Here is a 24,670-nt window from a genome sequence, read left to right as displayed (position 1 = left end):
TCATGGATAGCAAATTACAGGCGCAGGAAAGCCAGCAGCAAGGGCAGCAGCAACACTCAGGGCAGCCGAAAGGCAACCCACTTGCAGAGCTCAATAAAATGGGAGGTTTTGGCTTTGTTGAATCCGTTGTAGACGGAGTCGCCAATATGAACCCTACAAGAAAGGCAAGAAAAGAAATTTTCCTTACCGACAGCAATAAAGCAGATGAAAGAAAAGAACTTCTTCAGAAAATCAACCTTTGGGTGAGCCTGTTGGAAGGAAATGAATCTGCTGATAAAATGGCTGAAACGTGCAAAAGTAAAGCACAGCAGGCCGATCAGAATTTAAAAACCAACTTAAAAAATACACTTGATGCTGTTCGTCTGTTGGAAACCAACTATAGAACAGTAGCGCAATTCTATAAAAATACAGAATTGGATAAAGTGGATAATGTAAGCATTGTCAATGCCAGTATCGATCAGGTTTCGGATTTAGATAATCCTCTATTTATTGATGCAATTTCTGAAGAATTCAAAAACTATTATGACCGTTTAGACCTTAGAGATAACTATTCAATCCTTGCAATACCAGGGTATTTAGGATCTAATAAAGTCATTGAAAAATGGGCGAAAATCTGTAACGAGAATAAAGTAATGATGGTTACAGACTTTGCAAACCTTGATAAACCGGATGATGTAGTAGATTTATTCCACTCTGCAAACCTTACAGGAGGAGAACTTCACAGAAGTAATGTAATTATGACCTGTAACTGGTTGGTAGGGCGTGGAAAAGCCGAAGAAGTAGGAGAAGAAGATAACGTAGAACTTCCTCCTTCCACTTCATTAGCAGGAAAAATCCACAAAACTTTAATGTCTCAGGTAGCTGCCGGTAAAAAACACGGTAATATCAACGAAGTAGACGCTGTAAAATTCGAATTGAAGAAAAGTGAAATTTCTCAGCTGGAAAAAATGGGTCTTGTACCGATGGTAAACGAATATGGAAAAATCATGGCATTCTCTGCAAAAACATTGTTTACAGGAGATAACATCGGTCTTCAGACCTATTCCGTAGTTCGTGTATTCGACTATGTGACTAAAGTATTACTTGACTTCCTGAACAGAAGAGCTTTCGAAAACTGGAATGCTAAGAATGAAGATGACTTGAGAAGACAGATCGTAACATTCTTAGACAATATCAAAGGACCGGATAAATTAATTGAAAAATTCAAGATTGTTCGTTTCGAGCAAGACAGAGTGAACAAAGACAGAGTATGGCTTGATATCCGTATGACCCCTTATTTCCCAACAAAAAGTTTCGTTATTAAATTAGACGGACACAAAGGAGATGATGGTAACGAATGGGATGCAGAATATACTCAGGAATAAAAAACTTATTTTTAAATAATAAAGAACCGATGCAATTTTTTTCATCGGTTTTTTTCTACCAACACCAATAAATAGTAAGATGAATAAAAAATTGAACCTGGTACTGCCTGTATTATTAATGGCAGTTTTGGTAAGCTGTGAAAAAAAATACCAGAGCCCGGGCAATTACGAGAATGATTTATTTGCAGATGAGCATCAGGAAGGTAAAGCTTATATCATGAACGAAGACGAATGCTTTGATGGTAGTGAGCTGGTAATTGCAAGCTCGGAAGTAAAGCTGGCAGACAGTTCAAAAGACCGTGGAAAACCATTCTTTATCTATAAGGTAAGATCCGGAACAGTATTGAAAACGGTAAGAGATTCTGTCATGAAATATCCGTTTCAGTTCCTATCACCACAAAGGCTCAAGCTGAAGAATAATGATTCTATGTACGTTTATCTGAAAAGCCTTCAGGGATACCGGTTTATTGCAAAAGACAGAAATCTTAAATATCAGTGGCTGAAAGCAGCTCCGGTATATTCTGTGAAGAAAAAATAAAATAAACCTATCTTTGCAGCTTCAAATAATGTTCATCAGGAGAGCTTTTATCTCTTCCGCGATATAAATAGTTAAGATTTTTGGAAAATAGTAGAACAGGCTCAGATTTTCTTCATATAGGAAACAGGCTTTTGGAGTGGTATAAAAATAATGCAAGGGATCTGCCTTTCAGACAGACAAAAGACCCTTATAAGATCTGGATATGTGAAATTGTATTTCAGCAGACAAGGATCAATCAGGGATTAAATCACTACAATAATTTTATCAAAAGATTTCCCGATGTAAAAACATTGGCAGAAGCTGATGAAGATGAGGTCTTATTATACTGGAAAGGATTAGGCTATTACTCCAGGGCTATTAATATTCATAAAGCGGCCAGGCAGATTATGGAGGAGTATCAGGGGGTATTTCCAACTCAGTATCAAAATATTTTAACATTAAAAGGAATTGGTAAATATACTGCAGCTGCGGTGTCAAGTATCTGTTTCGGAGGAAAGATGCCTGCCGTAGACGGAAACTTTTATAGAGTGCTAAGCCGTCTTTTTGCTGATGATTTTGACATTTCAAACTCCAGAGCTTTTACCTATTTTTCGGAATTGGCTGCTTTGGTGATGCCTGACAATGTAGGCGATTTCAATCAAGCGATGATGGATCTGGGTTCAGAGATCTGCAAACCGAAAAATCCTCTTTGCGGAGAATGTCCAATTAATAAAGATTGTCTTGCATTTTCTTTGCAAAAAACAGCCAATTATCCTGTGAAAACAAAGAAAGTAAAGACTGAAGATCTTGCTTTAACCTATTATTTCGTTCAAAGAAATGGGCATTTTCTGATCCGCCAGAGAAAAGATGACTTTATCTGGAAAAAATTATTTGAGTTTCCAACAGCTATTCCTGTGGAAATGGAAACTTTTATTACCCATTCGAAAACCATTACCCATAAGCTGACTCACAAGAATTTAAGTATTGAAATATATAATGTGGAAGTGCCTTCAGAGAAGATATGGAATACTTTTATAGCTGAAAATCAATACCTCATTACAGATATTCAGGGCTCTCATGAAAAATCCTTTCCCAAACCTTTGGAAAATTACATTCAAAACTCTCTGAAAGACTGAAATTTGTCTTCCGAAATCTGAAATCTAATTTGTACTTTTGCAAAATGATTAAAAAAGTCATTTTTATTTTTGTATCACTGCTTTTACTTTCATGTGGAAAAGACACTGCTCCGAAGCCTTATGGAGAATTGCGTCTGGAATATCCAACTCCGAAATATCAAAAGTTTGAAAACAATTGTGCCTATACTTTTGAATATTCTGATTTTGCTTCCATTACGGCAGGAAAGAAACCTTGCTGGTACTATCTTAATTATCCAAAAATGAAAGCCAAAGTTTTTGTTACGTATTATCCGATACAGAATGACTTTGCTGAACATATCAAGGAAGCCGAAAAAATGGTTTATGAACACACCATTAAAGCCAGTTCTATAGACACGAAGTCTTTTGAATACCCTGAAAAAAAGGTCTATGGAAACTTTTATGAGCTGAAAGGTCAGAGTGCCTCCAATCTTCAATTTTACATTACAGACAGTACAAAACATTTTGTAACTGCTTACTTATACTTTAATACGAGACCAAAACCGGACTCTCTGGCTCCTGCTGTGAACTATATCAAAAACGATATGAAGCACCTGCTGGACTCTTTTGAATGGAAAAAATAATTACTTTTAATATACATTGAAAAATATATGAAACTTTTAGTTGTAGGAAGTGTTGCATTTGATGCAATCGAAACACCATTTGGTAAAACGGACAAAATTTTAGGCGGTGCAGCCACTTATATTGGAATCACTTCATCTATTTTAGGCGTTAAATCGGGTATCGTTTCTGTAGTAGGAGGAGATTTTCCACAAGAACACCTTGATATGTTTACAGACAGAGACATAAACATTGAAGGAATTGAAATTGTAAAAGAAGGGAAAACTTTCTTCTGGTCAGGAAAATATCATAATGATTTAAATACCAGAGACACTTTAGCTACAGAAGTGAATGTGTTGGAAAATTTTGATCCTAAAATTCCGGATTCTATGCAGGATTCAGAAATTTTATTACTTGGAAACCTACACCCTGGAGTTCAGTTGTCAGTACTTGAAAAAATGAATAAGCGTCCTAAACTTGTTATCCTGGATACCATGAATTTCTGGATGGACAGTGCTTGGGATATTCTAATGGATATGATTGCTAAAACAGATGTAATCACGATCAATGATGAAGAAGCAAGACAGCTTTCAGGAGAATATTCTTTAGTAAAAGCAGCTAAGAAAATTCATACAATGGGTCCTGAATATGTAATCATCAAAAAAGGAGAGCACGGAGCTTTACTTTTCCACGATAATAAAGTATTTGCTATTCCTGCACTTCCGTTAGAGGATGTTTTCGACCCAACAGGGGCAGGAGATACTTTTGCAGGAGGTTTTGCAGCTTATCTTGCTAAAAAAGGGAAGCTTGATTTCGAAACAATGAAGTCTGCTTTAATTGTAGGCTCTGCAATGGCTTCATTTACCGTAGAAAAATTCGGAACAGAAAGAATTCAGGAAGTTGGAGAAGCTGATATGTTCGAGAGATTGAGACAATTTAAAGAATTAACAACATTTGATGTTGAACTGCAGTAAATAAGTCTTTTTAAGAAATATTTATAATAAAAAATTGAGTGAAATTCGTTAAGAATTCTAAATTTGCAACTTGTTTAAAATAGTAAAATGACAAATAGACTAAAAATCACTTTTCTCCTTGGGATTTTCATAATGATATTCTCTTCAAATATGATGAATGCCCAGCTAAAACAAGGAGATTTAGTGGATGGTATTGCTGCTGTTATCGGTGATGAGATTGTTTTGGAATCTGATGTAGCTGAGCAAATGAATTATGGAAAGCAGCAGGGAGCTTCTAATACAGATAAATGTGAGTTCCTGGAAAACCTTATCAGCAATAAGCTTCTTGTATACGAGGCAAAAAAAGATACATTGATTGAAAACCGTTCTGCAGCGATCAAGGAGCAGGCTAATGGAAAATACCGTCAGTTGCTTTCTCAATTTCCAGATGAAAAAACGATGCTTGCTGCTTATAAGTTCAGAAATGCTTATGAGATGAAGAATGCTATCGAAAAAATTGATACAGACCAGTATTATGGGCAGGCAAAATACCAGAGAGTTACCGAAAAAGCCGATGTAACACCTAATGAGGTTACCGATTTTTATAACCTGTACAAGATGCAGCTGCCACAGATAAAAGATGAAGTAACTTTAGCTCAGATTATGATTTATCCGGCGTTGACGGAAGCTCATAAACAAGATCTGATCAACAGACTGAAAAAAGTTAAGCAGGATATCTTAGGTGGAGAAACTTTTGAAAGCCAGGCCAGAATTTATTCTGAAGATGAAGGATCTGCTTCCAACGGAGGATTATACAAGAATATCAATAAAGGTCAGATGGTAAAGCAGTTTGAAGCTACAGCATTAAACCTTCAGGAAAATGAAATCTCAGATCCTATTGAGTCCGAATTTGGATACCACATTATTCAGTTGATAAAAAAATCCGGAAAAGTATATGATGCAAGACATATTCTTTTAAAAGCTACTCCTACAGATGAAGAATTAAAAACGGCAAAAGCAAAACTAGACAGTATCAGAGGTCTTATTATAGAAGGTAAGATGACGTTTAAAGATGCTGCATTTAAATTTTCCGATGATAAAAGAACCAAATTTAATGCTGGAATCATTCCGGGAGGAGACGGTTCTGATAAAATTGAAAGAGAAAGTATCCCGGGAACAATCAGCTATGAGTTGGCAGGATTAAACAAAGGTGATATTACTACTGCTTTTGAAGATGAAGAAAATAAAAGAAAAGCGGTTAAGATCATTAAATTGGAAGATGCTATACCTGCACACCAGATTACACTGGAAACAGACTTTAGCAGGATAAAACAAATGGCGCTGAATAAGAAGAAGAATGAAATGGTTGAGAAGTTTGTTAGTTCGAAATTACCAAACATCTTTATCTCCATCAACGGACGTTACGATAACTGTAATTTTAAATCCAACTGGAAAAAAGGAACAGTTAAAAAATAAAACAAAGACCTTCAGAATTTCTGAAGGTTTTTTTATGCTAAAAAATGGAGTGGTATTTTTTGTAAACCTTTGTTTTTGTATTTTTACGCATGAGCAATTTTATAGATTTCAATTCTGCAAAAAAAATTCATGAAATGCAGGCTAACCAAAATAGAATTACAGAGCTTTTTAATATAAAATATCCAATTATTCAGGCTGGCATGATCTGGCATTCGGGATGGAGACTGGCTTCTGCCGTTTCCAATTGTGGAGGATTGGGATTAATAGGGGCAGGAAGTATGTATCCTGATATTTTAAGAGAAAATATCAGGAAATGTAAAGAGGCAACCGACAGGCCTTTCGGAGTGAATGTTCCTATGCTATATCCTAATATTGAAGAGATCATTCAGATTATCCTTGAAGAAGGGGTGAAAATTGTTTTTACATCGGCAGGAAATCCAAAAACGTATACGGAAACACTTCAAAAAGAAGGATTAAAGGTTGCTCATGTAGTTTCTTCTACCAAATTTGCCGTAAAATGTGAAGAGGCTGGAGTAGACGCTGTTGTTGCGGAAGGTTTTGAAGCTGGAGGACATAACGGAAGAGATGAAACGACAACGTTCTGCCTGATTCCTAATGTGAAGAAGCATATCTCTAAGCCATTAATTGCTGCCGGAGGAATCGCTTTAGGATCACAAATGAAAGCGGCAATGATTTTGGGAGCAGACGGAGTACAGATAGGATCCCGTTTTGCTGCTACTGCTGAAGCCAGTGCACATGAAAACTGGAAAAAGAAAATTACTGAGTTGCAGGAAGGAGATACACATCTTACTTTAAAAGAACTGGCCCCCGTAAGAATGGTTAAAAATAAATTCTTCGGTGAACTGGAAACTATTTACCAAAGCGGAAGAGATAAGGAAGCTTTAATTGCTTCATTAGGAAGAGCCAGGGCAAAAAAAGGAATGTTTGAAGGAGATATGGAAGATGGAGAATTAGAAATAGGGCAGGTTTCTGCATTAATAAATGATATACTGCCGGTAGAAACTGTTTTCAACCATCTTTTAAAAGAGTTTGAAGAAACAAAAATGCCGGTTTTTTAAGAATGGAAAGAAGGATAATTGATGTAAAAGGACAAAAATTATATACCGAATACCATAATTCAAACAAAAAAAGACCAACCATTGTTTTTTTACATGACTCATTGGGATCAGTAGAGCTTTGGCGAGATTTACCCGCTAAATTATCTGAAGCTACTCAATCTAATGTCCTGGTGTATGACCGTCTGGGTTATGGTAAGTCATATCCGATGCTTAGTCACGAAAGAGCGGTTAATTATATGGAACAGGAAGCAGACCTGCTTAATGAGGTGTTGACGCAGCTCAATATTGATAAAGTGATCCTGTTCGGACATAGTGATGGTGGAACAATTGCTTTAATTACTGCTGCAAAATATCACGAAAGAGTAGAAGCGGTAATTTGTGAAGCAGGACATATTTTTGTAGAAGATGTAACCTTAAAAGGAGTCTATGATGCCTGGGAAGCCTATAAAACCACAAATCTTTCGGAACGTTTGAAGAAATACCATGGCGATAAAGTAGAAATGCTTTTTAAAGCATGGACAGAAACCTGGACCCGTGATGATTACAGAAGCTGGAATATTGAATATCTCTTAAAAGATATAATTTGTCCACTATTATTTATCCAGGGAGAATACGATGAATATGGTACACTGAATCAGGTAGAAAAAACAGTTTCCCAGGTAAGCGGCAGTAGTGAAAAATACATTATTTCCGGTGTTGGACATACTCCACATAAAGAATCTCCTGAGCTGGTTTTTGAAAAATCTGTTGAATTTATCAGTAAGCTTTTTTAATTGTTAAAATTACAATAGCTGAATTTCTGCAGCGATATTATTTTTGGCCTGTATTTCGTACCGGTCTTTAAAATACTCCGTTTTAAAGATGCTTTCAAGCTCCAGGAAATGTTGAAGAACCTTCTTTCGTCCGGGCTTATAAAGGAAATCCGGATAGATAGAATATTCTTTTCGGATCATGTTGGTATATACCAGATAGGTTTCAAGATCTTTTCCAAGGATAGAAAGATCAGCATCCAAAAGATAATTGGTGTCTTCATCTTCAGATCTTTGGTGGGATTTCGTTGCCAGGATCTGCTTTGAAATGGTCAGAATTGTATCATAAGGTAAACCGATTTCTTTAAGCCTTTTTTCAGCTGCAGCAGCACTTTTTTCCTCATTGGAGTTGGAGGTTGCCTCATACATAAAATCGTGATAGAAGACAGAAAAAGAAATTGCGCTAAAGTCAGAGATATTGCTTTTAACCCTTTCAAGTTCCTGAAACATATTTTCAAGATGAGAAAGATTGTGATAATATCTGCCTTTTTCAGAGTGCTTTTTTTCAATTTCTTTCCATAGGCTTTGGATTAAAGCCTGATTATTGGTAAAAAGAAAGCAAAGCTGTAGAAATCGGTCTTGCAGAGTCATGATCAATAAAAGGTATAAAAAAAGGAACTTTTAAAAAGTTCCCTGATTTGCTTCAAGAACAGCTTTAAGCTCTGCCCAGCCTCCGCCGTTATAGCCATCCTTTAATCCTTGAGTGTTAAGATATTCTAGTGCTTTTCCACTTCTGTTTCCACTTCTGCAGAATATAATCACCGGCTTTTCGATAGATAAAATCTCATCCTGTCTATCTTCTACTTCACCCAGGGGAATATTTTTAGCACCTTCTATATTTCCGTCCATTTCAAGCTCCATAGGCTCGCGAACGTCTATTAATTCATAATTTCCGGATTGTATTACTTCTATTAAAGACATAGTTGTTGTTTTAAACATTAAATTATAAACGAAAATACGTAATTTTTTGAAAATACTCACTTCCGGGATTACTTTTAAAACAGAGTATACCCCAAAATTAAAGAAGCAGTTTTATAATCTGAATCTAAATTTTGATAATCACGAAGCAGATTTCTTGACGTTCCCACTCTGAATTCCGCGCTGAATTTGTTGTTATACTTATATCCGGCTCCAATTACAAAATTACTTCCGGATCCTATTTCTATTTCTGAAAATAGTAATTTCATCGAAGATTTCATATTGATATCTGCTACATAAGCTGCATTCACAAATATTTTTGATTGATCATTTAAAAAGAAATAGTGCCTTACCCCGATTGGAATTTCTATGGACTTATAATCAACAGTAGCATTATACTTATGTTCATAATAATATCCCTCATAGCCAATAGACTCTACATTTTTTTTATAATACTGATAAGTAGGTTCAACAAAAAAAGCCCATTTGTTTTTATTGAAAGGGAGAACATATTCAAATTCCAATCCAATTCTAAAAGAAGTCTGACTTCCAAAATCTGCTTTTACGTCTTCATAAACATATTGAGATTTAAGACTGGAAAAATTAATTCCAGGTCTAATGCTTAGATGGAAAAGACCCTTCTTTACGTCAAGCTTTCCATAATCCACTACATGAGCTCCAGAACATTCATTATATTGGGTAAATATGTTGGCAAGATCTTTCTTTGTATAATTGATATTTCGCAATTGTTCATTTTCAATACCACATTTCAGATATTCAGCAATTTGTTTTTTATAATCTTCATTATATGCTATACTATCATCATTTATATAATAAGGCTTATAAATAAGCTGCTGCGGGTTTGATTTTTCTGATGAATAAAAGAATCTTCTTATATTGTCTTCTTCATAATAGAGAAGTGTAGCTTTTCCTTCTATAATATATTTAAGAAATATTGTTTTTTCTTTAAAATTAGGTGCTTTTTTGTCAGACATTAAATCCAGGTTTCCAGAAGAAAGGTCAAGCATTACAGTGGCTCGTATGTATTTTCCACTTCCATCAATACTAAATTCCTGAACATTATTAATGTTTTCTTTCTTAGTATCTGAAGAAATATCTGATTTGTATTCAAAATCTACAGGGTTTTCTTTCCAATCTACATTTCTGATCAAGACTTCCTTTTTATTTCCAAGATTATCAATAAAGTAGCCCTTTTCAAATTTGATTTGTGCGTAATATATAGCTGTAGACAGAAGACATGCTAAAAGATTTATTTTTTTCATAGTTATTTTATTAGTTGTTTTCTAAATTTTAGGTTTATTAAGATCGATATTTTTAAAGACAGCAAATCTATAAAATAATCTTAATTTTGCAAGGTGATAATATGAATACAGCAGCAGAAAAATATTCCCAACTTATAAAAACTAAGGCCAAAAGTTTTGGGTTTCAGAGTTGTGGTATTTCTAAAGCCGATTTTTTGGAGGAAGATGCAGTACATCTTGAGAAATGGCTTAAGAATAACTTCAATGGCGAGATGAAGTATATGGAAAATCATTTTGACAAGAGATTAGATCCGAGACTTTTAGTGGAAGGCTCTAAATCTGTAATTTCACTTTCGTACAATTATTTTCCTGAAGAAAAAATTTCGGTACTGGAGAATTATAAGATTTCAAAATATGCTTATGCAGAAGATTATCATGAAGTCATCAAAGAAATTCTTCGTGAGATGGTGGCAGAATTGCAGGAAGAGATCGGTGAATTCGGATTCAGGGTCTTTGTAGATTCAGCGCCGGTTATGGAAAGAAGCTGGGCGAGGAAATCGGGAATAGGCTGGGTAGGTAAAAATGCTAATCTGATCACCCGGCAAAACGGCTCTTTCTATTTTCTTGCAGAAATTATCTGCGACCTGGAGCTTATTTCCGACCATGAAACAACTGATCATTGCGGAACCTGTCGGAAATGTATTGATGCATGTCCTACAGATGCTATTGTTTCCGAAAAGATCATTGACGGAAGCCGCTGTATTTCCTATGCTACCATAGAGCTGAAAAATGAAATTCCGGACTACTTTCAGGATAAAATGGAAAACTGGATGTTCGGTTGTGATATCTGCCAGGATGTATGCCCATGGAACCGGTTCTCAGCACCCAATAAACAAAGTAGATTTACCCCTAATGAAGCCCTGAAAAATTTTAAAAAAGGAGAGTGGAAAGAACTGACCCAGGAAATTTTCTCTGAGATCTTTAAAAAATCACCGGTGAAAAGAACCAAATTTGCTGGGTTAAAGAGAAATATTGAGTTTTTGGAGAAGTCTTCAGAACCATTTTAGCCGAAACTTTTGGTGACAATTCCTTATTTGGAATTTTTTGAAGTCCAAACTAAAGCTGATAGTCGACCATTCCTTAAAATTTATGCTTTAAGGAGGTTAAGATGTAGTAGAATAAGTTTCTTAAAAACCTTTCCTAAAAAGAAAAATTGACTCTCAGGAGATTAAATCTCACCGAAAATCAACGCTTTTTTTGTACTCTTTTTGGAGCTGTTTTTACTCTTACTTTAAATCTTTTTTGTGACTTGGTATTTTTACGCATATTTGTGAATATTTCGTAACTAAATATAGTCATTTTTCCGATTAAAACAAATACTTTTACCAAAAATTACAGATTAAATTTTATTAAAACATGACTGTGAAAATTGTATTATTATATCTCTTAAAAGTGTTAGGAATAATTTTGGGAATCGTGATCATCTATGTTCTTTTAGGATTATTGATACCATTCATCCCGGTTTCAGCAAAAGATGATGGTGAAAAGAAAGATATTTCAATTTATATTTATACCAACGGAGTGCATACAGATATTGTAATGCCCGTAAAAAACAATCTTCAGGATTGGAGTCTGAAAATTCCTTTTGCCAATCTGAAATCCAAGAAAACAGACTATAATTATATCGGAATAGGATGGGGCGATAAAGGGTTTTACCTGGATACACCTACCTGGGCTGACCTGAAGTTTTCTACCGCTGTGAAAGCAGCATTCTGGTTAAGCGATTCAGCAATGCACTGTACTTATTATACCACAATGAAAGAAGGGGACGACTGTAAAATGATCATGATCAGCAGAAGTCAATATGAAAAGTTGGTGAGATTTGTAGAAGATAAATTCGACAGGAATCAGAACGGAAACTTTATCTTGATTCCCACTAATGCTGTTTATGGAGATAATGATGCTTTCTATGATGCCAAAGGTACATACAGCTTCCTGTATACCTGCAATACCTGGACTAATGATGCTTTAAAGGTTGCAGGACAAAAAGCTGCCCTTTGGACTCCTTCTGATTTTGGAATTTTTCAGCATTATAAATAATCGTGAAAGCGCTTTATCTTTTCTTTTTATTATTTCTGCTTTCTTCTTGTGTCAAAGAGAAGAAAATAAGCTCTTATATGGCAAAAAATGCTGTGGTAACAAGTGAAAAAAGACCAGAAGCTGATCTTTCTAAAATAAAAACAAAAGCTGAGGAAGCTTTACAGTTTTGTGTCTCAGGAAATCTCAGTACAGATTTTTGTATCCTTATAGATATGAGCCTTCATTCAGGAATTAAACGTTTCTTTGTCTGGGACTTTAAAAACAAAACTATTGCAGAGAAATATCTTGTTGGGCATGGTTGTGGCACAAATTCATGGAGTAAAGATGATTCCAAAAACCATCCGGAATTCAGTAATGAAGACGGAAGCCATCTTTCATCTTTAGGAAAATACAAATTAGAGGGAAGAGGATACAGTGAGTGGGGAATTAATATAAAATATCTGATGCACGGCCTCGAGGATACCAATACTAATGTATTGAAGAGGTTTATTGTTTTTCATTCCTGGAATCTGATGAGTGATGACGAAGTCTTTCCCAAAGGATCACCGGAAGGATGGGGCTGTCCCACTATTTCAAATAATGCCATGAGAAAAATTGATCCCATGATTCAGAACTCTGAGAAACCTGTTCTGATGTGGATTTATAATTAAAAGAAGTAAGATGAAGCATAGACTTTTCCGAGAACAACAATTAAGCTGTGATATAGAAACGGCCTGGAAATTCTTTTCCTCCGCCAATAACCTTTCCGAAATCACTCCAAAAGATATGGGATTTATTGTCCTGTCAGAACTGGAAGATGATGAAATTTATGAAGGAATGCTCATAGATTACTACGTTTCTCCATTATTTGGAATTAAAATGAAATGGCAGACAGAGATTATTCGTGTTGATTTTCAAAAAAGCTTCATTGATTTTCAGAAAAAAGGACCTTATAAATTATGGAATCACCATCATGAGTTTATCCCGAATGATGAGGGCGTTTTAATGAAAGATACTATAGATTATGAGCTCCCAATGGGATTTCTTGGCGAAATAGCTCACAATCTTTTTGTCAGAAAGAAGTTGGAATATATTTTCGATTACCGCTTTCGGGTACTGAGCAGGATGTTTTAGTATAAAATCCGTATGATCTTGGTTGGGTATCTGAAAATGGTTTTGTGTCTTCAATTCTAATATCCACAAAAAATCAGAAATTTTCAAAAAATGTAAATGTACTTCACATTGAGTTGTTACTTCAAAATCTTAATACTGTTATGATTTTATAACAGTAATTAAGATTCCTTCGGAATGATGACAAGTAGAAATGTCCGGGATTTATACATACCCTTTGTCATCCGAAGGGATTATTCAATTAGAGTAACAGTATTTCATCCGAAGGGATCCCAACATAGCAGTTAAAAAATCTTAGATCTGAATCATTTAGTCCTCGCTTTTTACTTTAAAATTTTTGCAGCTAAAACTCCTATTTTTTCTTAATAGTTTAAGTTTTTTTAACATTTAAACGGGCTGAAATCCATCTAAAATTCGTACTTTTGCACCACTATCGTTTTTACTAAAAAACAAAGCATTCTCCTTGACATGGCAGGATTGAAGTCATTTTTCATTTTTTATATTATGCTGGTTTTTGCCCTTTTCAATTCGAATTGGGTGGAAAATTCATTGGAAAATATTCCTCATGTAAATGTAAGTAATATCCATCTGCTGGATGTTTTTGAGGATGCTGATATGAATACCCATGCATTAGCTGCTGCCTCGAAAGTTATAAAACATTCAGCACCTAAAAATGACTGCGCAGCAGGGGACTTTTCAGCGATCCTGAAAGTAAGCCCTAAAATTACACTTCCTAACATTGCAGTTTCAATTATCTGCGGGGTTAAGTCTTTTCTCCATCTTCTTCAGTTGTACTAGTTTACGTTATTGAATTCAGTCTATTTTATCGAAAATTTTTATAACTAAAACATTTTAAAATGTATTTTAAAAACGTAATAATTTGCACTTTTGCAACATTATTCGCTGTGTCATGCAGTAAAGACAAGAAAAAAAACAACCAAAACGAAAAAGAAGTTCCTGTTCTTGAAATCAAAGAAAAAGATACTTTGGTAAACAATCAGTTTGTGACCGATATCCAGGCTAAGAAGAATGTAGAAATGCGTTCCAGGATTGGAGGGATCATACAGCACATTTATGTCAATGAAGGGCAGTTTGTGCATCAGGGACAGGCTTTATTTAAAATCAATGATGCGGAACTTCAGATGGAGCTTTTAAAGGCGAATGCAACCTTAAAACAGACCGAAGCCGATGTTCGTATTGCCGAAGTGGAACTGAAACAGATCCAGAGTCTTTATGCCAAGAAATTTGTGGCCAGCAACGAATTGGAGATGGTAAAAGCAAAACTATCTTCTGCTAAAGCCAAGCATGCCTTTGCTGACGCTGAAAAAAGAGCTGTTCTGCAAAAAATAAGCTTTACAAAAATTACAGCACCTTTTGACGGAGTAATTGATGTTATTCCTCTTAAAGATGGAAGTCTGGTAGAAAACGGAACTTTATTGACCACTTTATCCCAGCTTAATGAAGTCTATGCTTACTTCTCAATTCCGGAGAACCTTTACTTTGAGCTTTTAGCCAATGATAAGATAGGAAGCCATCAGAAAATTGAACTGACACTGCCCAATGGCGTTAATTACCAGTTTAACGGAGCTCTAAAAACAGCTGAAGGAGAAATAGACAGAACGACAGGTTCTATCCGGTATAAAGTGTTATTTCCTAACCCTGACCATCTGATCAAACATGGTACTTCCGGAAAGCTGATTATTTCCGAACATCAGGGAAATGCCGTTTTGATTCCTCAAAAATCCACATTCTCCATTCAGGATAAGATGTATGTTTTTGTGGTGGATAAACAAAATAAAGTAAAGATGACCAATATTAAGATCGGAACTACCCTGAGAGATTCTTATTTGGTAGAAAGTGGTCTTAAAAAGGGTGATTTAATTATTTATGAGGGTACACAGTCTTTGAAAGACGGTGATATAATCAAAATTAAAAAGAAATATTAACCTTTCGTAATTTTTAAATCAACTAACAATGGTAGAAATGTTTATAAGACGAAAGGTTCTTTCGTTGGTTATTTCCATATTATTTGTCCTCCTGGGGATTATGGCCCTGATGAAAATGCCTATTACCCAGTTTCCGGATATTGTACCCCCTTCTGTTACCGTAACCGCTAAATATACCGGGGCTAATGCTGAGGTGTCTGCCAATGCTGTTGCTCTTCCCCTGGAACGTGCCATCAACGGAGTTCCGGGAATGACGTATATGTCTACAGTGACATCCAATGACGGTCTTACCCTGATTCAGGTGTTCTTTGAAGTGGGAACAGATCCCGATGTGGCTGCAGTGAATGTTCAGAACAGGGTAACGACAATCCTCGATGAGCTTCCTGAAGAAGTGATCAGAGCTGGTGTAACGACTGAAAAAGAAGTGAACAGTATGCTGATGTACCTCAACATTACAAGTACAGATCCAAGTCAGGACGAGCAGTTTATCTACAACTTTACAGATATCAATGTTCTTCAGGAGTTGAAGCGTATTGATGGAGTAGGGCGTGCAGAGATCATGGGACAGAAAGAATACTCGATGAGAGTATGGCTGGACCCACAAAAGATGGCAGCCTACAGTATTTCGGCAGATGAAGTGATTGGTTCATTACAGAAGCAGAATATTTCTGCAGCTCCCGGAAAAGTGGGGGAAACTTCAGGGAAAACGTCCAGCCAGCTTCAGTATGTCATTAAATATAAAGGTAAGTTTTTTGAGCCCAAGCAATACGAAGAAGTTCCCATCAGATCTGACGTAGACGGAACTATTTTAAAGCTTAAAGATATTGCTAAAGTAGAATTCGGGGCCATGAATTACGGAATGGTTTCCAAAACAGATGGAAGACCTTCCGCTTCTATTATGATGAAGCAGCGTCCCGGTTCCAATGCCTCTGAAGTTATTGAGAGTGTAAAAACCAAAATGGAAGAATTGAAAGTTTCTTCTTTCCCTCCCGGAATGGAATATAATATGGCATATGATGTTTCCAGATTCCTGGATGCTTCTATTAGCGCGGTATTGACAACCCTTATTGAAGCTTTTATTCTGGTAGGAATTGTTGTATTTATTTTCCTTCAGGACTGGCGTTCGACCCTGATTCCGGTATTAGCTGTTCCTGTAGCACTTGTAGGAACTTTTGCTTTCATGAATATGCTGGATTTCTCGGTAAACCTGCTGACTTTATTTGCGTTGGTTCTTGCGATTGGTATTGTGGTGGATAATGCAATCGTCGTCGTAGAAGCCGTCCATGTTAAAATGGAGGAGGGAATGAATGCCATGGATGCCACGGTAAGTGCTACAAAAGAAATTGCAGGAGCAGTAGTAGCCATTACAATTGTGATGTCTGCTGTATTTATTCCTGTTGCATTTCTCGATGGCCCGGTTGGCGTATTCTATCGTCAGTTTTCATTAACACTGGCTATCAGTATTGTTATTTCAGGGGTGAATGCATTAACGCTTACTCCGGCACTTTGTGCTATTATTTTGAAACCGCATGACCATAATAAGAAAAAGACTGTGATGGACAGGTTTTTCCAAAGTTTCAATACAGGTTTTGACCGGTTGACAAACGGTTATGTAGGCATTTTATCAAAATTTGCAACAAGAACTACAGTGACCTTTGGATTGCTGTTCCTGTTCATCGGGCTTACCTTTGTAACCAGTAAGTTTCTTCCCACCGGATTTATCCCTATGGAAGACCAGGGAATGGTGTATGTGAGTGTTACCACCCCCCAGGGTGCAACAGTAGAAAGAACGGAAAAAGTATTGGATGAAGTAACGGTTATTGCAAAGAAAATAAAAGGGGTAGAAAACGTAACAACGCTTGCTGGATACAGTATTGTAACAGAAATTGCAGGTTCATCCTACGGAATGGCGATGATTAACCTTAAAGACTGGAAAGAAAGAGATATTTCAGTGAATGATCTTATCACGGAGCTTTCTGAAAAAACAAAGTCTATTGCAGACGCACAGATTGAAATTTTTGCGCCGCCTACGGTGCCCGGATTCGGGAATACAAGCGGCTTTGAATTGCGGTTACTGGACAGAACCGGCGGAACTATCGAGAATACAGATAAAATTACCAAAGATTTTGTCAAAAAGCTGAACACTGCTCCGGAACTACAAAATAGCTTTACCAGTTTTGATGCTACTTTCCCGCAATATATGATTAATGTAGATTATGATATGGCTGCTAAAAAAGGAATTTCTGTAGATAATGCCATGTCTACTTTACAGACGATGCTTGGCTCTTATTATGCCACCAACTTTATCCGCTTTAGCCAGATGTATAAAGTGATGGTTCAGGCAAGCCCGGAACATAGGGATACTCCTGAAAGTATCCTGAATCTCTATCTGAAGAATGACAAGGGCGAAATGGTTCCTTTTTCAACATTTATTACCATGGAAAAAGTATATGGTCCCGAAGTGTTGACAAGGTATAATATGTATATGTCTGCGATGATTAACGGGGAACCTGCAGATGGCTACAGCTCAGGAGATGCCATTGCAGCAGTAGAAAGGGTGGCTAAAGAAAGCCTTCCAAGAGGGTTTGATATAGAGTGGTCGGGGATGACAAGGGAAGAAATCCTGTCGGGAAACCAAACCGTGTATATCTTCCTGATCTGTCTGTTGTTTGTATATCTTCTGTTGGCCGCGCAATATGAAAGTTTCCTTCTTCCGATGCCGGTGCTGTTAAGCTTGCCTACAGGGATTTTTGGATCCTATTTCGCATTGGTACTGGCTGGGCTGGATAATAATATTTATGCACAGGTAGCCTTGGTCATGCTGATCGGGCTTTTAGCTAAAAATGCAATTCTTATCGTAGAATTTGCGGTAGCAAGAAATAAACAGGGCTTTGATATTATTCCGGCTGCTATTGAAGGAGCAAGACAGCGTTTGAGGCCCATTCTGATGACTTCCTTTGCGTTTGTAGCAGGGCTTATTCCGCTTTGTATTGCTTCCGGAGCGGGGGCAATAGGAAATCGTTCCATTGGTACAGCTGCGGCAGGAGGAATGCTGATAGGAACTGTTTTCGGATTGGTAGTCATTCCGGGACTGTATATATTCTTTGCAAAACTTGAAAATAAGAAGAAAGATGAAAAGATTAAACCATAGAAATATATTTTACGGAATTGCTGTATTGAGTATGGCTTCATGTGCTGTTCCGAAAGTCACCACGTTGAAAAAGGCAAAGACACTGCCTGAAGAAGTGATTAAGACAGAGAAAAAAGGAAATTCGGATGAATTTCAGCAGATTAACCTGAAAGCTTACTTTTCAGATCCTCTGTTGTTGGAACTTTTTGATAAAGTGGTCCAGGCTAATCCGGATTTTCAGATTGCCCAGCAAAGGATAGAAATTGCGAACAGTTTTCTGCAGCGGTCCAAAATGGATCTTTTACCTTCTCTTGATGTAGGTGTTGAAGCTTCCGGGAACCGCTATGGAAAATATACAATGGAAGGAGTAGGAAATTACGATACCAATCTTTCTCCTAATGTTACTGAAGAACAGAAAATTAATAGAAATTTTACTCCTAATTATTGGTTGGGGGCAAGAAGCAGCTGGGAAATTGATGCCTGGGGAAAGCTGAAAAACAGGAAAATTGCCGCCCAAAAGAAATATCTGGCTTCTACAGAAGGGCTTAGGCTGCTGCAGGTAGAGCTTTTTACAGATATTGCCAATCTGTATTATCAGCTGGTGGCTTTAGACAATCGTTTGGCTATCTATCAGAAGAACTATAAGCTTCAGCAAAGGGCCTTTGAAATTGTTTTGGCACAAAGGGAAGTGGGAAAAGCTACGGAACTTGCAGTACAGCAATTTAAAGCCCAGAATAACAACTGGCTGGCAGAAATAGAACATATAAGAGTAGAGATTGTAACTGTTGAACAGGCGATTACGACGCTGACAGGGAGCTATGGAGGCGATGTAAAGCGGGGGAAAATATTGATGCCTACCAATATGGATATTTTAAATAAAACCATTAATGTGGAAGGAGTGGTGCATTCCAGACCGGATGTAGCAGCTAATTATTATGTACTGGAAGCTTCTCAGGCAGATGCCAAGGCGGCAAGAGCTGCTTTTTATCCTAAAATTGATCTCGGAGCAGGTTTCGGACTGAATTCTTTTTCTGTAGAAACCTTATTTAAACCAAGTTCATTAGCCGGGCAATTGTTGGGAGGATTAATGGTTCCTGTTTTTAATAAAGGCCAGCTGAAATATGAATTTAAAATAGCAAATACAGAGCAGGAAATAGCCTTTCTTAACTATCAGAAGAGTATTACCACTGCATTTAACGAACTTCAGTCTATTTTGAAGCAGACAAAAATCTATGAAAGGGTTTTGAAGCTGAAATCAGAAGAAGTCGGATTTCTGGACCGAGGGGTAGAAGTCTCCAATGATCTGTATTTAACAGGATATGCAAACTATTTTGAACTGATCAATTCTCAGAAAAGCAAACTGACGGCAGAGCTCGATCTGCTGCAGTTTCAGCATCAGAATACCAGGAATAATGTATTGCTGTTCAAAGCATTGGGAGGAAAGCTAGACTAGCTTTAATATAACCATTAAGAAGCTATAAGCTGTTTTAACTGTAAGATTTTAATTTTTTAGCAGCTTCTGTTTCTTAGTGGTTTTAAAACAAAAATAATTTTTTGCCGGTCTGAAAAACTGGCCCATTTTTATTTTTTACGAAGAAGAAAGCCACCTTTTTGAGGTGGCTTTTATTTTTATAAGATCGTTTGTAATTACTTGATCACTTGGATATTGACTGCAGAAAAACCTTTTGGAGATTTTTCTTTCTCAAAAGATACCTTGTTTCCTTTCTTTACAAGCTCTGTACAGTTGTTGTTGTGGAAGAAAACATTTTCTTTTGAATTGTCTTCAGTAATGAAGCCATATCCTTTTTCACTGTGGAATGTGATGATTCCTGTTTTACGGATATCTTCTTCAATAATTGGAGCTGCCCCTAACTGAATTTCTTCAAGGTTTACCTCCTGTCTTTCTTCAGGTGGAGTGGAAGTTAATCTTCCGAATTCATCTACATACATGAATACATCCTCCATATCCTTTCCTTTGTTGTTGTTCGTTTTACGCTCTTCACGTCTTAACGCTTTTTCTTTTTGCTTTTGAATTTTTTTCTTGAAATTTTCCTTTTTAGAAAAAGAATCTGCCATAAATTATTTTTAGTATTTAGTTTCTAATATATTGTTAATGATTCAGTGTGTCAGCTTTATATTTTATAGAGCCCACTGATGCTTCCTGTCTTGGATTTCCCCTATCATATAGAGCTTTAAAATTCCGATAAGTTGTTCTTAGTAGAAGAATTAAAGTTAAAAATATGGCTGCTTTACAAGCAAAGGCTTAATAAAATGATATCCAGCCGTGGTAAAAAACAAGTAGTAATCTAGCTATTAATGTGCAAATATACAACAATAAAATGAATAATACGGTTTTAAATAATTGATTATCAGAAATAGATTCTGTGGAAACAGTAATGAACATGGTGAAAAAGACATCTTTCAAGCTTTTCAAGGAACATAATAATAAATCCCCAGCAAGCTGAGGATTGTGAAACTCTATTATAGAAATGAAGTGGTGATAATATGGATGGTTGAATATCAAATGCTATGCCTAAAACTCATTGTGGAAGGGGATCTACAGTGATTGATGAGGTTGGAAACAGAGAGTATAGCTGTATCTGCCTGAGAAATAATAAAGTATTCGTGAAAATATTTTTTTTGACATCATTAATTTTTTTCAGCTCAACATCAGAAGCTATGTGCAATTGATAGGATGAAACATAAATACCGAAAAATTCACCATACTGAGATGAATTTTATTTTTCACCTTTGTTTTATTAACATTTAAATAATTAAGAATAATGTCAGCACAAGATGTAAAAGGAAAAGTAGTTTTAATTGCCGGAGGAGGAAAAAACCTTGGTGGATTATTAAGCAAAGGTTTTGCCGCCAAAGGAGCGAAATTAGCGATACATTACAATAGTGAAAGTTCTAAAGCTGAAAGTGAAAAAACACTTGCTGAAGTTCAAGCTTTAGGAGCAGAAGCATTTTTGTTTCAGGCTGATCTTACTAAAGTGGAAAATGTAACTAAGTTTTTTGACGAAACCATTTCAAAATTCGGAGGTATTGATATTGCAATCAATACGGTAGGAATGGTACTGAAAAAACCATTTGCAGAAACTACAGAAGAAGAATATGATAAAATGTTCAATGTGAATTCAAAATCCGCTTATTTCTTCCTTCAGGAAGCAGGAAAAAAAATTAATGACAACGGAAAAATCTGTACTATTGTCACTTCATTACTTGCTGCCTATACAGGATTGTATTCTACATATGCAGGAGCAAAAGCACCGGTAGAACATTTTACAAGAGCGGCTTCTAAAGAATTCGGTGGAAGAGGAATCTCTGTAACTGCTGTAGCTCCGGGTCCTATGGATACCCCTTTCTTCTATGGGCAGGAAACAGATGATGCGGTGGCTTATCATAAATCGGCTGCTGCTTTAGGAGGGCTTACCGATATCAAAGACATTGCTCCGCTGGTAGAGTTTTTAGTAACAGAAGGTTGGTGGATCACCGGGCAGACTATTTTTGCTAACGGAGGATATACCACGAGATAACCTAAGAAATCTGTTTTACAATAACAAAACCACTGAACTTATTTTCAGTGGTTTTGTTATTTATTTTAAAGCAACTGGGAGAATTAAGACATTTAATTTTGTCCCATCTTTAAGCTCATTCAATACTTTTCTTTGCTCATGATTTTATTAAGTAGAAGCTCGGTATACCAATTCTGCATCCATTAAAACTGACCGGCTTGGAGCTGAATGATCTTTGATTTTTTCCAGTGCCAGTTCTGCCGCCTTTTCACCCATTTCCTCCAGAGGTTGTTGTACACTGGTTAATTGGGGATATACCATTGATGATAATTCGGTTCCGGAAAAGCTTGCCACGGATACATCTTCAGGTATTCTTATCTTTTGTTCAAGAAGATAATTCATGACACCCATTGCCAAGGTATCACTAAATGCAAAAATACTGTCAAATTCTATATTCTTATTTAACAGTTCCTGGATGATATCTCTTCCATGCTGAACAGTCATCCCATTGGCCTGTATAATAAGGTTTTCATCAAAGATGTTGTATTTCATAAGAATACGTTTATAGCCATTCATTCTTTCCGTAACATTCCGGATAGTTGTAGGCCCCATGATATAGACAATTCTTTTTCTCCCTGTTTTAATTAAATATTCTACCATTAATGATGCTTTAATATAATCATTAACAATTACTTTGGAAACATCTAAGGACTCATGAGGGAGCCTGTCAAAGAATATTAAAGGAGTTCCCTGCCTCATAATGTGCTGATATATATCGTTATTGTAGGTTTCATGACAAAGGTTGATAATAATAGCATCTACATTAAACTCTTCGAGTAGCTGTAGATTTTTTCTTTCTATAAGAGGATCTTCATCACACTGAGTGATGATAATCCGGTATCCAAGTGGGTACATTATATTCTGAATTCCTTTAAGAACTTTTGCTGAAAAAGGAGTGATCATTTCAGGTACAACAAACCCTATGGTCTTGGATTGTCCGGATTGCAGATTTAAAGCAGTAAGGTTGGGTTTATAGCCCATTTTATTTGCTGCATCCAATACCCGTTTTCTTGTTTCATCATTTACATTTTTATCATGAAGGAGTGCTCTGGAGATGGTAGAGGTGGATAATGACAAAAATTTAGACAGATCTTTAATCGTAATACGCTTCATTATACCATGCTTTTCGTCAAAAATAACAAAAAAATAGACAATTGGGAACGTTCCCTAAAATTTGGGAACGTTCCCAATTTAAATTTTTAAAAAAAACTAATGAATTAACTATTTGTTAATATAGTTTTAGCGGATTGATTAATCTGTTAATAATTTATTACTTATGGATAAGATTTATTGTAATTATGGTTTGCTTGAGGTTCGTGCCGGGATTTTACATATTGGTGTAGGAAATTTCCACAGGGCTCATCAGCAATTTTATACCAATATGCTGTTACATGATAAAGATCAGCAGAGCTGGGGGATTTGTGGAGTTTGTTTATTGCCTTCAGATGAGAAGATCGTAAACAATTTACGGGCTCAGGATCTTAAGTACTCACTAACAGTTTGCGGAAGAAACGGAACAAATGAAGTGTATAAAATATATTCATTATGTGAATTGATCTGGGGAATTGAAGATCCGGATGCAGTGGTCAGAAAAATTGCCGACCCCTCAATTAAAATAATCACTTTAACCATTACAGAAGGAGGATATAATCTGGATAAGGAAACCGGAGAATTTATTCTGAATGATGAAAAAATAAAGTATGATCTGGAAAACCCTGCCAGTCCTACTACCGTTTTTGGCTTTGTTGCAGAAGGATTACGCAGTAGAAAAGTAAAAAATGCGGGAGGGATTACAATACTTTCGTGTGATAATCTTCAGCATAACGGTGATACAGCGAAAAGAGCTTTTACAGCATTTATAGAAGCACAGGATAAAGACCTTGCAGCATGGGTAAAAGACAATGTGGCTTTCCCCAATAGTATGGTAGACCGTATTACTCCTGCCACCACTCCTGAAGATATTGAAAGACTGAACAAGCTGAATGGTACGAATGACAAAGCTCCTGTTTACTGTGAAGATTTTGCACAATGGGTAATAGAAGATTACTTTATGGCTGGAAGACCTGCCTGGGAAAAAGTAGGAGTAGAATTCACAGATGATGTCAGTTCATTTGAAAATATGAAACTGAGCCTGTTGAATGCTTCACACACACTGTTATCTTATCCGTCTTTCCTGATGGGGTATCGAAAAGTTGACCAGGCGATGGAAAATAAAGATCTGGTACAATTTATCCGAAACTTTATGGATATTGATATTACACCATTAGTTCCTGTCCCTAAAAATACAGATTTAGAAAATTACAAAGACACACTTATTGAAAGATTTGCCAATCATAGTGTCAGTGATCAGGTAAGCCGTTTGTGCTCTGACGGGGTTTCAAAATTTCCGGTATATATCATTCCTAATCTTGATAAAATGAAAAAAGAGGGGAAAGACCTTACAAGACTTGCTTTTCTTATTGCTTCCTATAGACATTATCTGAAATATAAAACAGATGACCATGGAGATACTTTTGAAGTGTCTGAACTCTGGCTGACTACCAGTGACGACTTACTTATTGATAGTGAAAACCCACTTGATTTTTTAGAATTATCAGCTTTTAAAGGAGTTCATCTGAAAGATTCTGAACAGTTCACAAATCTGTATACCCGGTTTGTACAAGATATTAAAGACTCGGGAACCGATTGGGTTTTAAAATCAATTATAAAATAG

At 36.3% G+C, this 24,670-nt stretch carries 23 protein-coding genes; 18 read left to right on the top strand and 5 right to left on the bottom strand.

Translation table 11 applies throughout. From position 1 onward, the window contains the following. The first annotated feature begins 2 nt into the window (after positions 1–2). The 8 genes from LQV47_RS13950 (at position 3) to LQV47_RS13915 (ending at position 7,877) form a co-directional block, all read left to right on the top strand. A complete protein-coding gene (locus LQV47_RS13950) occupies positions 3–1,364 on the top strand; it encodes a DUF5458 family protein (RefSeq protein WP_230037845.1) in 1,362 nt (453 codons plus the stop codon). 79 nt (positions 1,365–1,443) lie between these two features. Beyond that, positions 1,444–1,902, top strand: coding sequence for a hypothetical protein (locus tag LQV47_RS13945; protein WP_230037843.1), 459 nt, complete (start codon positions 1,444–1,446; stop codon positions 1,900–1,902). A gap of 80 nt (positions 1,903–1,982) precedes the next feature. Beyond that, positions 1,983–3,017 carry an A/G-specific adenine glycosylase gene (gene mutY / locus LQV47_RS13940; RefSeq protein WP_230037841.1) on the top strand — a complete coding sequence of 345 codons (1,035 nt, stop codon included), beginning with the start codon at positions 1,983–1,985 and terminating at the stop codon, positions 3,015–3,017. Between the two features lie 44 nt (positions 3,018–3,061). Beyond that, on the top strand, positions 3,062–3,619 hold the full coding sequence (gene gldD / locus LQV47_RS13935; RefSeq protein WP_230037839.1) for a gliding motility lipoprotein GldD: 558 nt from the start codon (positions 3,062–3,064) through the stop codon (positions 3,617–3,619). A gap of 27 nt (positions 3,620–3,646) precedes the next feature. Beyond that, a complete protein-coding gene (locus LQV47_RS13930; RefSeq protein WP_230037837.1) occupies positions 3,647–4,570 on the top strand; it encodes a PfkB family carbohydrate kinase in 924 nt (307 codons plus the stop codon). Positions 4,571–4,657: 87 nt separating this feature from the next. Next, positions 4,658–6,025 (top strand): peptidylprolyl isomerase, encoded by a 1,368-nt coding sequence (locus tag LQV47_RS13925; RefSeq protein WP_230037835.1) that lies wholly within the window; start codon positions 4,658–4,660, stop codon positions 6,023–6,025. 89 nt (positions 6,026–6,114) lie between these two features. Beyond that, on the top strand, positions 6,115–7,104 hold the full coding sequence (locus LQV47_RS13920; RefSeq protein WP_230037833.1) for a nitronate monooxygenase: 990 nt from the start codon (positions 6,115–6,117) through the stop codon (positions 7,102–7,104). A 2-nt stretch (positions 7,105–7,106) separates the two neighbouring features. Beyond that, the gene (locus LQV47_RS13915) at positions 7,107–7,877 is read left to right on the top strand and encodes an alpha/beta hydrolase (protein ID WP_230037831.1); all 771 of its coding nucleotides are present in this window, start codon (positions 7,107–7,109) and stop codon (positions 7,875–7,877) included. A gap of 9 nt (positions 7,878–7,886) precedes the next feature. Here the strand turns inward: LQV47_RS13915 and LQV47_RS13910 are convergent, their stop codons facing one another. The 3 genes from LQV47_RS13910 to LQV47_RS13900 all read right to left on the bottom strand — a co-directional run bounded on the left by LQV47_RS13910 (position 7,887) and on the right by LQV47_RS13900 (position 10,114). Continuing rightward, positions 7,887–8,504 carry a hypothetical protein gene (locus LQV47_RS13910; RefSeq protein WP_230037829.1) on the bottom strand — a complete coding sequence of 206 codons (618 nt, stop codon included), beginning with the start codon at positions 8,502–8,504 and terminating at the stop codon, positions 7,887–7,889. Positions 8,505–8,534: 30 nt separating this feature from the next. Beyond that, entirely contained in the window at positions 8,535–8,834 is a 300-nt protein-coding gene (locus LQV47_RS13905) for a rhodanese-like domain-containing protein (protein ID WP_230037827.1), read from the bottom strand. Between the two features lie 74 nt (positions 8,835–8,908). Further along, positions 8,909–10,114, bottom strand: coding sequence for a PorT family protein (locus tag LQV47_RS13900; RefSeq protein ID WP_230037825.1), 1,206 nt, complete (start codon positions 10,112–10,114; stop codon positions 8,909–8,911). A gap of 101 nt (positions 10,115–10,215) precedes the next feature. On the opposite strand from LQV47_RS13900, the gene queG reads away from it, so the two are divergent. From queG to LQV47_RS13860, 8 genes are all read left to right on the top strand, one after another. Beyond that, positions 10,216–11,160 (top strand): tRNA epoxyqueuosine(34) reductase QueG, encoded by a 945-nt coding sequence (gene queG / locus LQV47_RS13895; protein ID WP_230037823.1) that lies wholly within the window; start codon positions 10,216–10,218, stop codon positions 11,158–11,160. 349 nt (positions 11,161–11,509) lie between these two features. After that, entirely contained in the window at positions 11,510–12,193 is a 684-nt protein-coding gene (locus tag LQV47_RS13890; RefSeq protein ID WP_230037821.1) for a TIGR02117 family protein, read from the top strand. A gap of 77 nt (positions 12,194–12,270) precedes the next feature. Beyond that, positions 12,271–12,843, top strand: coding sequence for a murein L,D-transpeptidase catalytic domain-containing protein (locus tag LQV47_RS13885; protein WP_230037819.1), 573 nt, complete (start codon positions 12,271–12,273; stop codon positions 12,841–12,843). Positions 12,844–12,853: 10 nt separating this feature from the next. After that, positions 12,854–13,306: an SRPBCC family protein gene (locus LQV47_RS13880; protein WP_230037817.1), complete on the top strand. Its 453-nt coding sequence runs from the start codon at positions 12,854–12,856 to the stop codon at positions 13,304–13,306. Between the two features lie 465 nt (positions 13,307–13,771). Next, positions 13,772–14,101 (top strand): hypothetical protein, encoded by a 330-nt coding sequence (locus LQV47_RS13875; protein WP_230037816.1) that lies wholly within the window; start codon positions 13,772–13,774, stop codon positions 14,099–14,101. Between the two features lie 59 nt (positions 14,102–14,160). Continuing rightward, on the top strand, positions 14,161–15,249 hold the full coding sequence (locus LQV47_RS13870; protein WP_230037815.1) for an efflux RND transporter periplasmic adaptor subunit: 1,089 nt from the start codon (positions 14,161–14,163) through the stop codon (positions 15,247–15,249). 28 nt (positions 15,250–15,277) lie between these two features. Continuing rightward, entirely contained in the window at positions 15,278–18,400 is a 3,123-nt protein-coding gene (locus LQV47_RS13865; RefSeq protein WP_230037814.1) for an efflux RND transporter permease subunit, read from the top strand. After that, positions 18,381–19,832, top strand: a complete 1,452-nt coding sequence (locus LQV47_RS13860; RefSeq protein ID WP_230037813.1) for a TolC family protein — start codon at positions 18,381–18,383, stop codon at positions 19,830–19,832. Before LQV47_RS13865 ends, LQV47_RS13860 begins: the two co-directional genes overlap by 20 nt. Positions 19,833–20,026: 194 nt before the next feature. Here the strand turns inward: LQV47_RS13860 and LQV47_RS13855 are convergent, their stop codons facing one another. Further along, positions 20,027–20,455 (bottom strand): cold shock domain-containing protein, encoded by a 429-nt coding sequence (locus tag LQV47_RS13855; protein ID WP_230037812.1) that lies wholly within the window; start codon positions 20,453–20,455, stop codon positions 20,027–20,029. A gap of 707 nt (positions 20,456–21,162) precedes the next feature. Between LQV47_RS13855 and LQV47_RS13850 the strand changes: the two genes are divergently transcribed. Continuing rightward, complete coding sequence (locus tag LQV47_RS13850; protein ID WP_230037810.1) at positions 21,163–21,918, top strand: SDR family oxidoreductase; 756 nt, start codon at positions 21,163–21,165, stop codon at positions 21,916–21,918. Between the two features lie 147 nt (positions 21,919–22,065). Here the strand turns inward: LQV47_RS13850 and LQV47_RS13845 are convergent, their stop codons facing one another. Then, entirely contained in the window at positions 22,066–23,070 is a 1,005-nt protein-coding gene (locus LQV47_RS13845) for a LacI family DNA-binding transcriptional regulator (protein ID WP_230037808.1), read from the bottom strand. Positions 23,071–23,233: 163 nt separating this feature from the next. On the opposite strand from LQV47_RS13845, the gene LQV47_RS13840 reads away from it, so the two are divergent. Continuing rightward, positions 23,234–24,670 (top strand): mannitol dehydrogenase family protein, encoded by a 1,437-nt coding sequence (locus LQV47_RS13840; protein WP_230037806.1) that lies wholly within the window; start codon positions 23,234–23,236, stop codon positions 24,668–24,670.

Source organism: Chryseobacterium sp. Bi04 (genome assembly GCF_918698085.1).
In the GTDB taxonomy this organism is placed as follows: domain Bacteria; phylum Bacteroidota; class Bacteroidia; order Flavobacteriales; family Weeksellaceae; genus Chryseobacterium.
This window is presented reverse-complemented; position numbering and strand designations above follow the sequence as displayed.

Excerpts from the sequence above, each read along its gene's own strand:
- gldD (WP_230037839.1), top strand. The coding sequence starts at position 3,062 with ATGATTAAAAAAGTCATTTTTATTTTTGTATCACTGCTTTTACTTTCA.
- queG (WP_230037823.1), top strand. The coding sequence starts at position 10,216 with ATGAATACAGCAGCAGAAAAATATTCCCAACTTATAAAAACTAAGGCC.
- LQV47_RS13850 (WP_230037810.1), top strand. The coding sequence starts at position 21,163 with ATGTCAGCACAAGATGTAAAAGGAAAAGTAGTTTTAATTGCCGGAGGA.
- LQV47_RS13900 (WP_230037825.1), bottom strand. The coding sequence starts at position 10,114 with ATGAAAAAAATAAATCTTTTAGCATGTCTTCTGTCTACAGCTATATAT.
- LQV47_RS13920 (WP_230037833.1), top strand. The coding sequence starts at position 6,115 with ATGAGCAATTTTATAGATTTCAATTCTGCAAAAAAAATTCATGAAATG.
- LQV47_RS13925 (WP_230037835.1), top strand. The coding sequence starts at position 4,658 with ATGACAAATAGACTAAAAATCACTTTTCTCCTTGGGATTTTCATAATG.
- LQV47_RS13930 (WP_230037837.1), top strand. The coding sequence starts at position 3,647 with ATGAAACTTTTAGTTGTAGGAAGTGTTGCATTTGATGCAATCGAAACA.
- LQV47_RS13905 (WP_230037827.1), bottom strand. The coding sequence starts at position 8,834 with ATGTCTTTAATAGAAGTAATACAATCCGGAAATTATGAATTAATAGAC.
- LQV47_RS13880 (WP_230037817.1), top strand. The coding sequence starts at position 12,854 with ATGAAGCATAGACTTTTCCGAGAACAACAATTAAGCTGTGATATAGAA.
- LQV47_RS13890 (WP_230037821.1), top strand. The coding sequence starts at position 11,510 with ATGACTGTGAAAATTGTATTATTATATCTCTTAAAAGTGTTAGGAATA.
- LQV47_RS13865 (WP_230037814.1), top strand. The coding sequence starts at position 15,278 with ATGGTAGAAATGTTTATAAGACGAAAGGTTCTTTCGTTGGTTATTTCC.
- LQV47_RS13910 (WP_230037829.1), bottom strand. The coding sequence starts at position 8,504 with ATGACTCTGCAAGACCGATTTCTACAGCTTTGCTTTCTTTTTACCAAT.
- LQV47_RS13860 (WP_230037813.1), top strand. The coding sequence starts at position 18,381 with ATGAAAAGATTAAACCATAGAAATATATTTTACGGAATTGCTGTATTG.
- LQV47_RS13870 (WP_230037815.1), top strand. The coding sequence starts at position 14,161 with ATGTATTTTAAAAACGTAATAATTTGCACTTTTGCAACATTATTCGCT.
- LQV47_RS13875 (WP_230037816.1), top strand. The coding sequence starts at position 13,772 with ATGGCAGGATTGAAGTCATTTTTCATTTTTTATATTATGCTGGTTTTT.
- LQV47_RS13945 (WP_230037843.1), top strand. The coding sequence starts at position 1,444 with ATGAATAAAAAATTGAACCTGGTACTGCCTGTATTATTAATGGCAGTT.
- LQV47_RS13840 (WP_230037806.1), top strand. The coding sequence starts at position 23,234 with ATGGATAAGATTTATTGTAATTATGGTTTGCTTGAGGTTCGTGCCGGG.
- LQV47_RS13885 (WP_230037819.1), top strand. The coding sequence starts at position 12,271 with ATGGCAAAAAATGCTGTGGTAACAAGTGAAAAAAGACCAGAAGCTGAT.
- LQV47_RS13915 (WP_230037831.1), top strand. The coding sequence starts at position 7,107 with ATGGAAAGAAGGATAATTGATGTAAAAGGACAAAAATTATATACCGAA.
- LQV47_RS13855 (WP_230037812.1), bottom strand. The coding sequence starts at position 20,455 with ATGGCAGATTCTTTTTCTAAAAAGGAAAATTTCAAGAAAAAAATTCAA.
- LQV47_RS13950 (WP_230037845.1), top strand. The coding sequence starts at position 3 with ATGGATAGCAAATTACAGGCGCAGGAAAGCCAGCAGCAAGGGCAGCAG.
- LQV47_RS13845 (WP_230037808.1), bottom strand. The coding sequence starts at position 23,070 with ATGAAGCGTATTACGATTAAAGATCTGTCTAAATTTTTGTCATTATCC.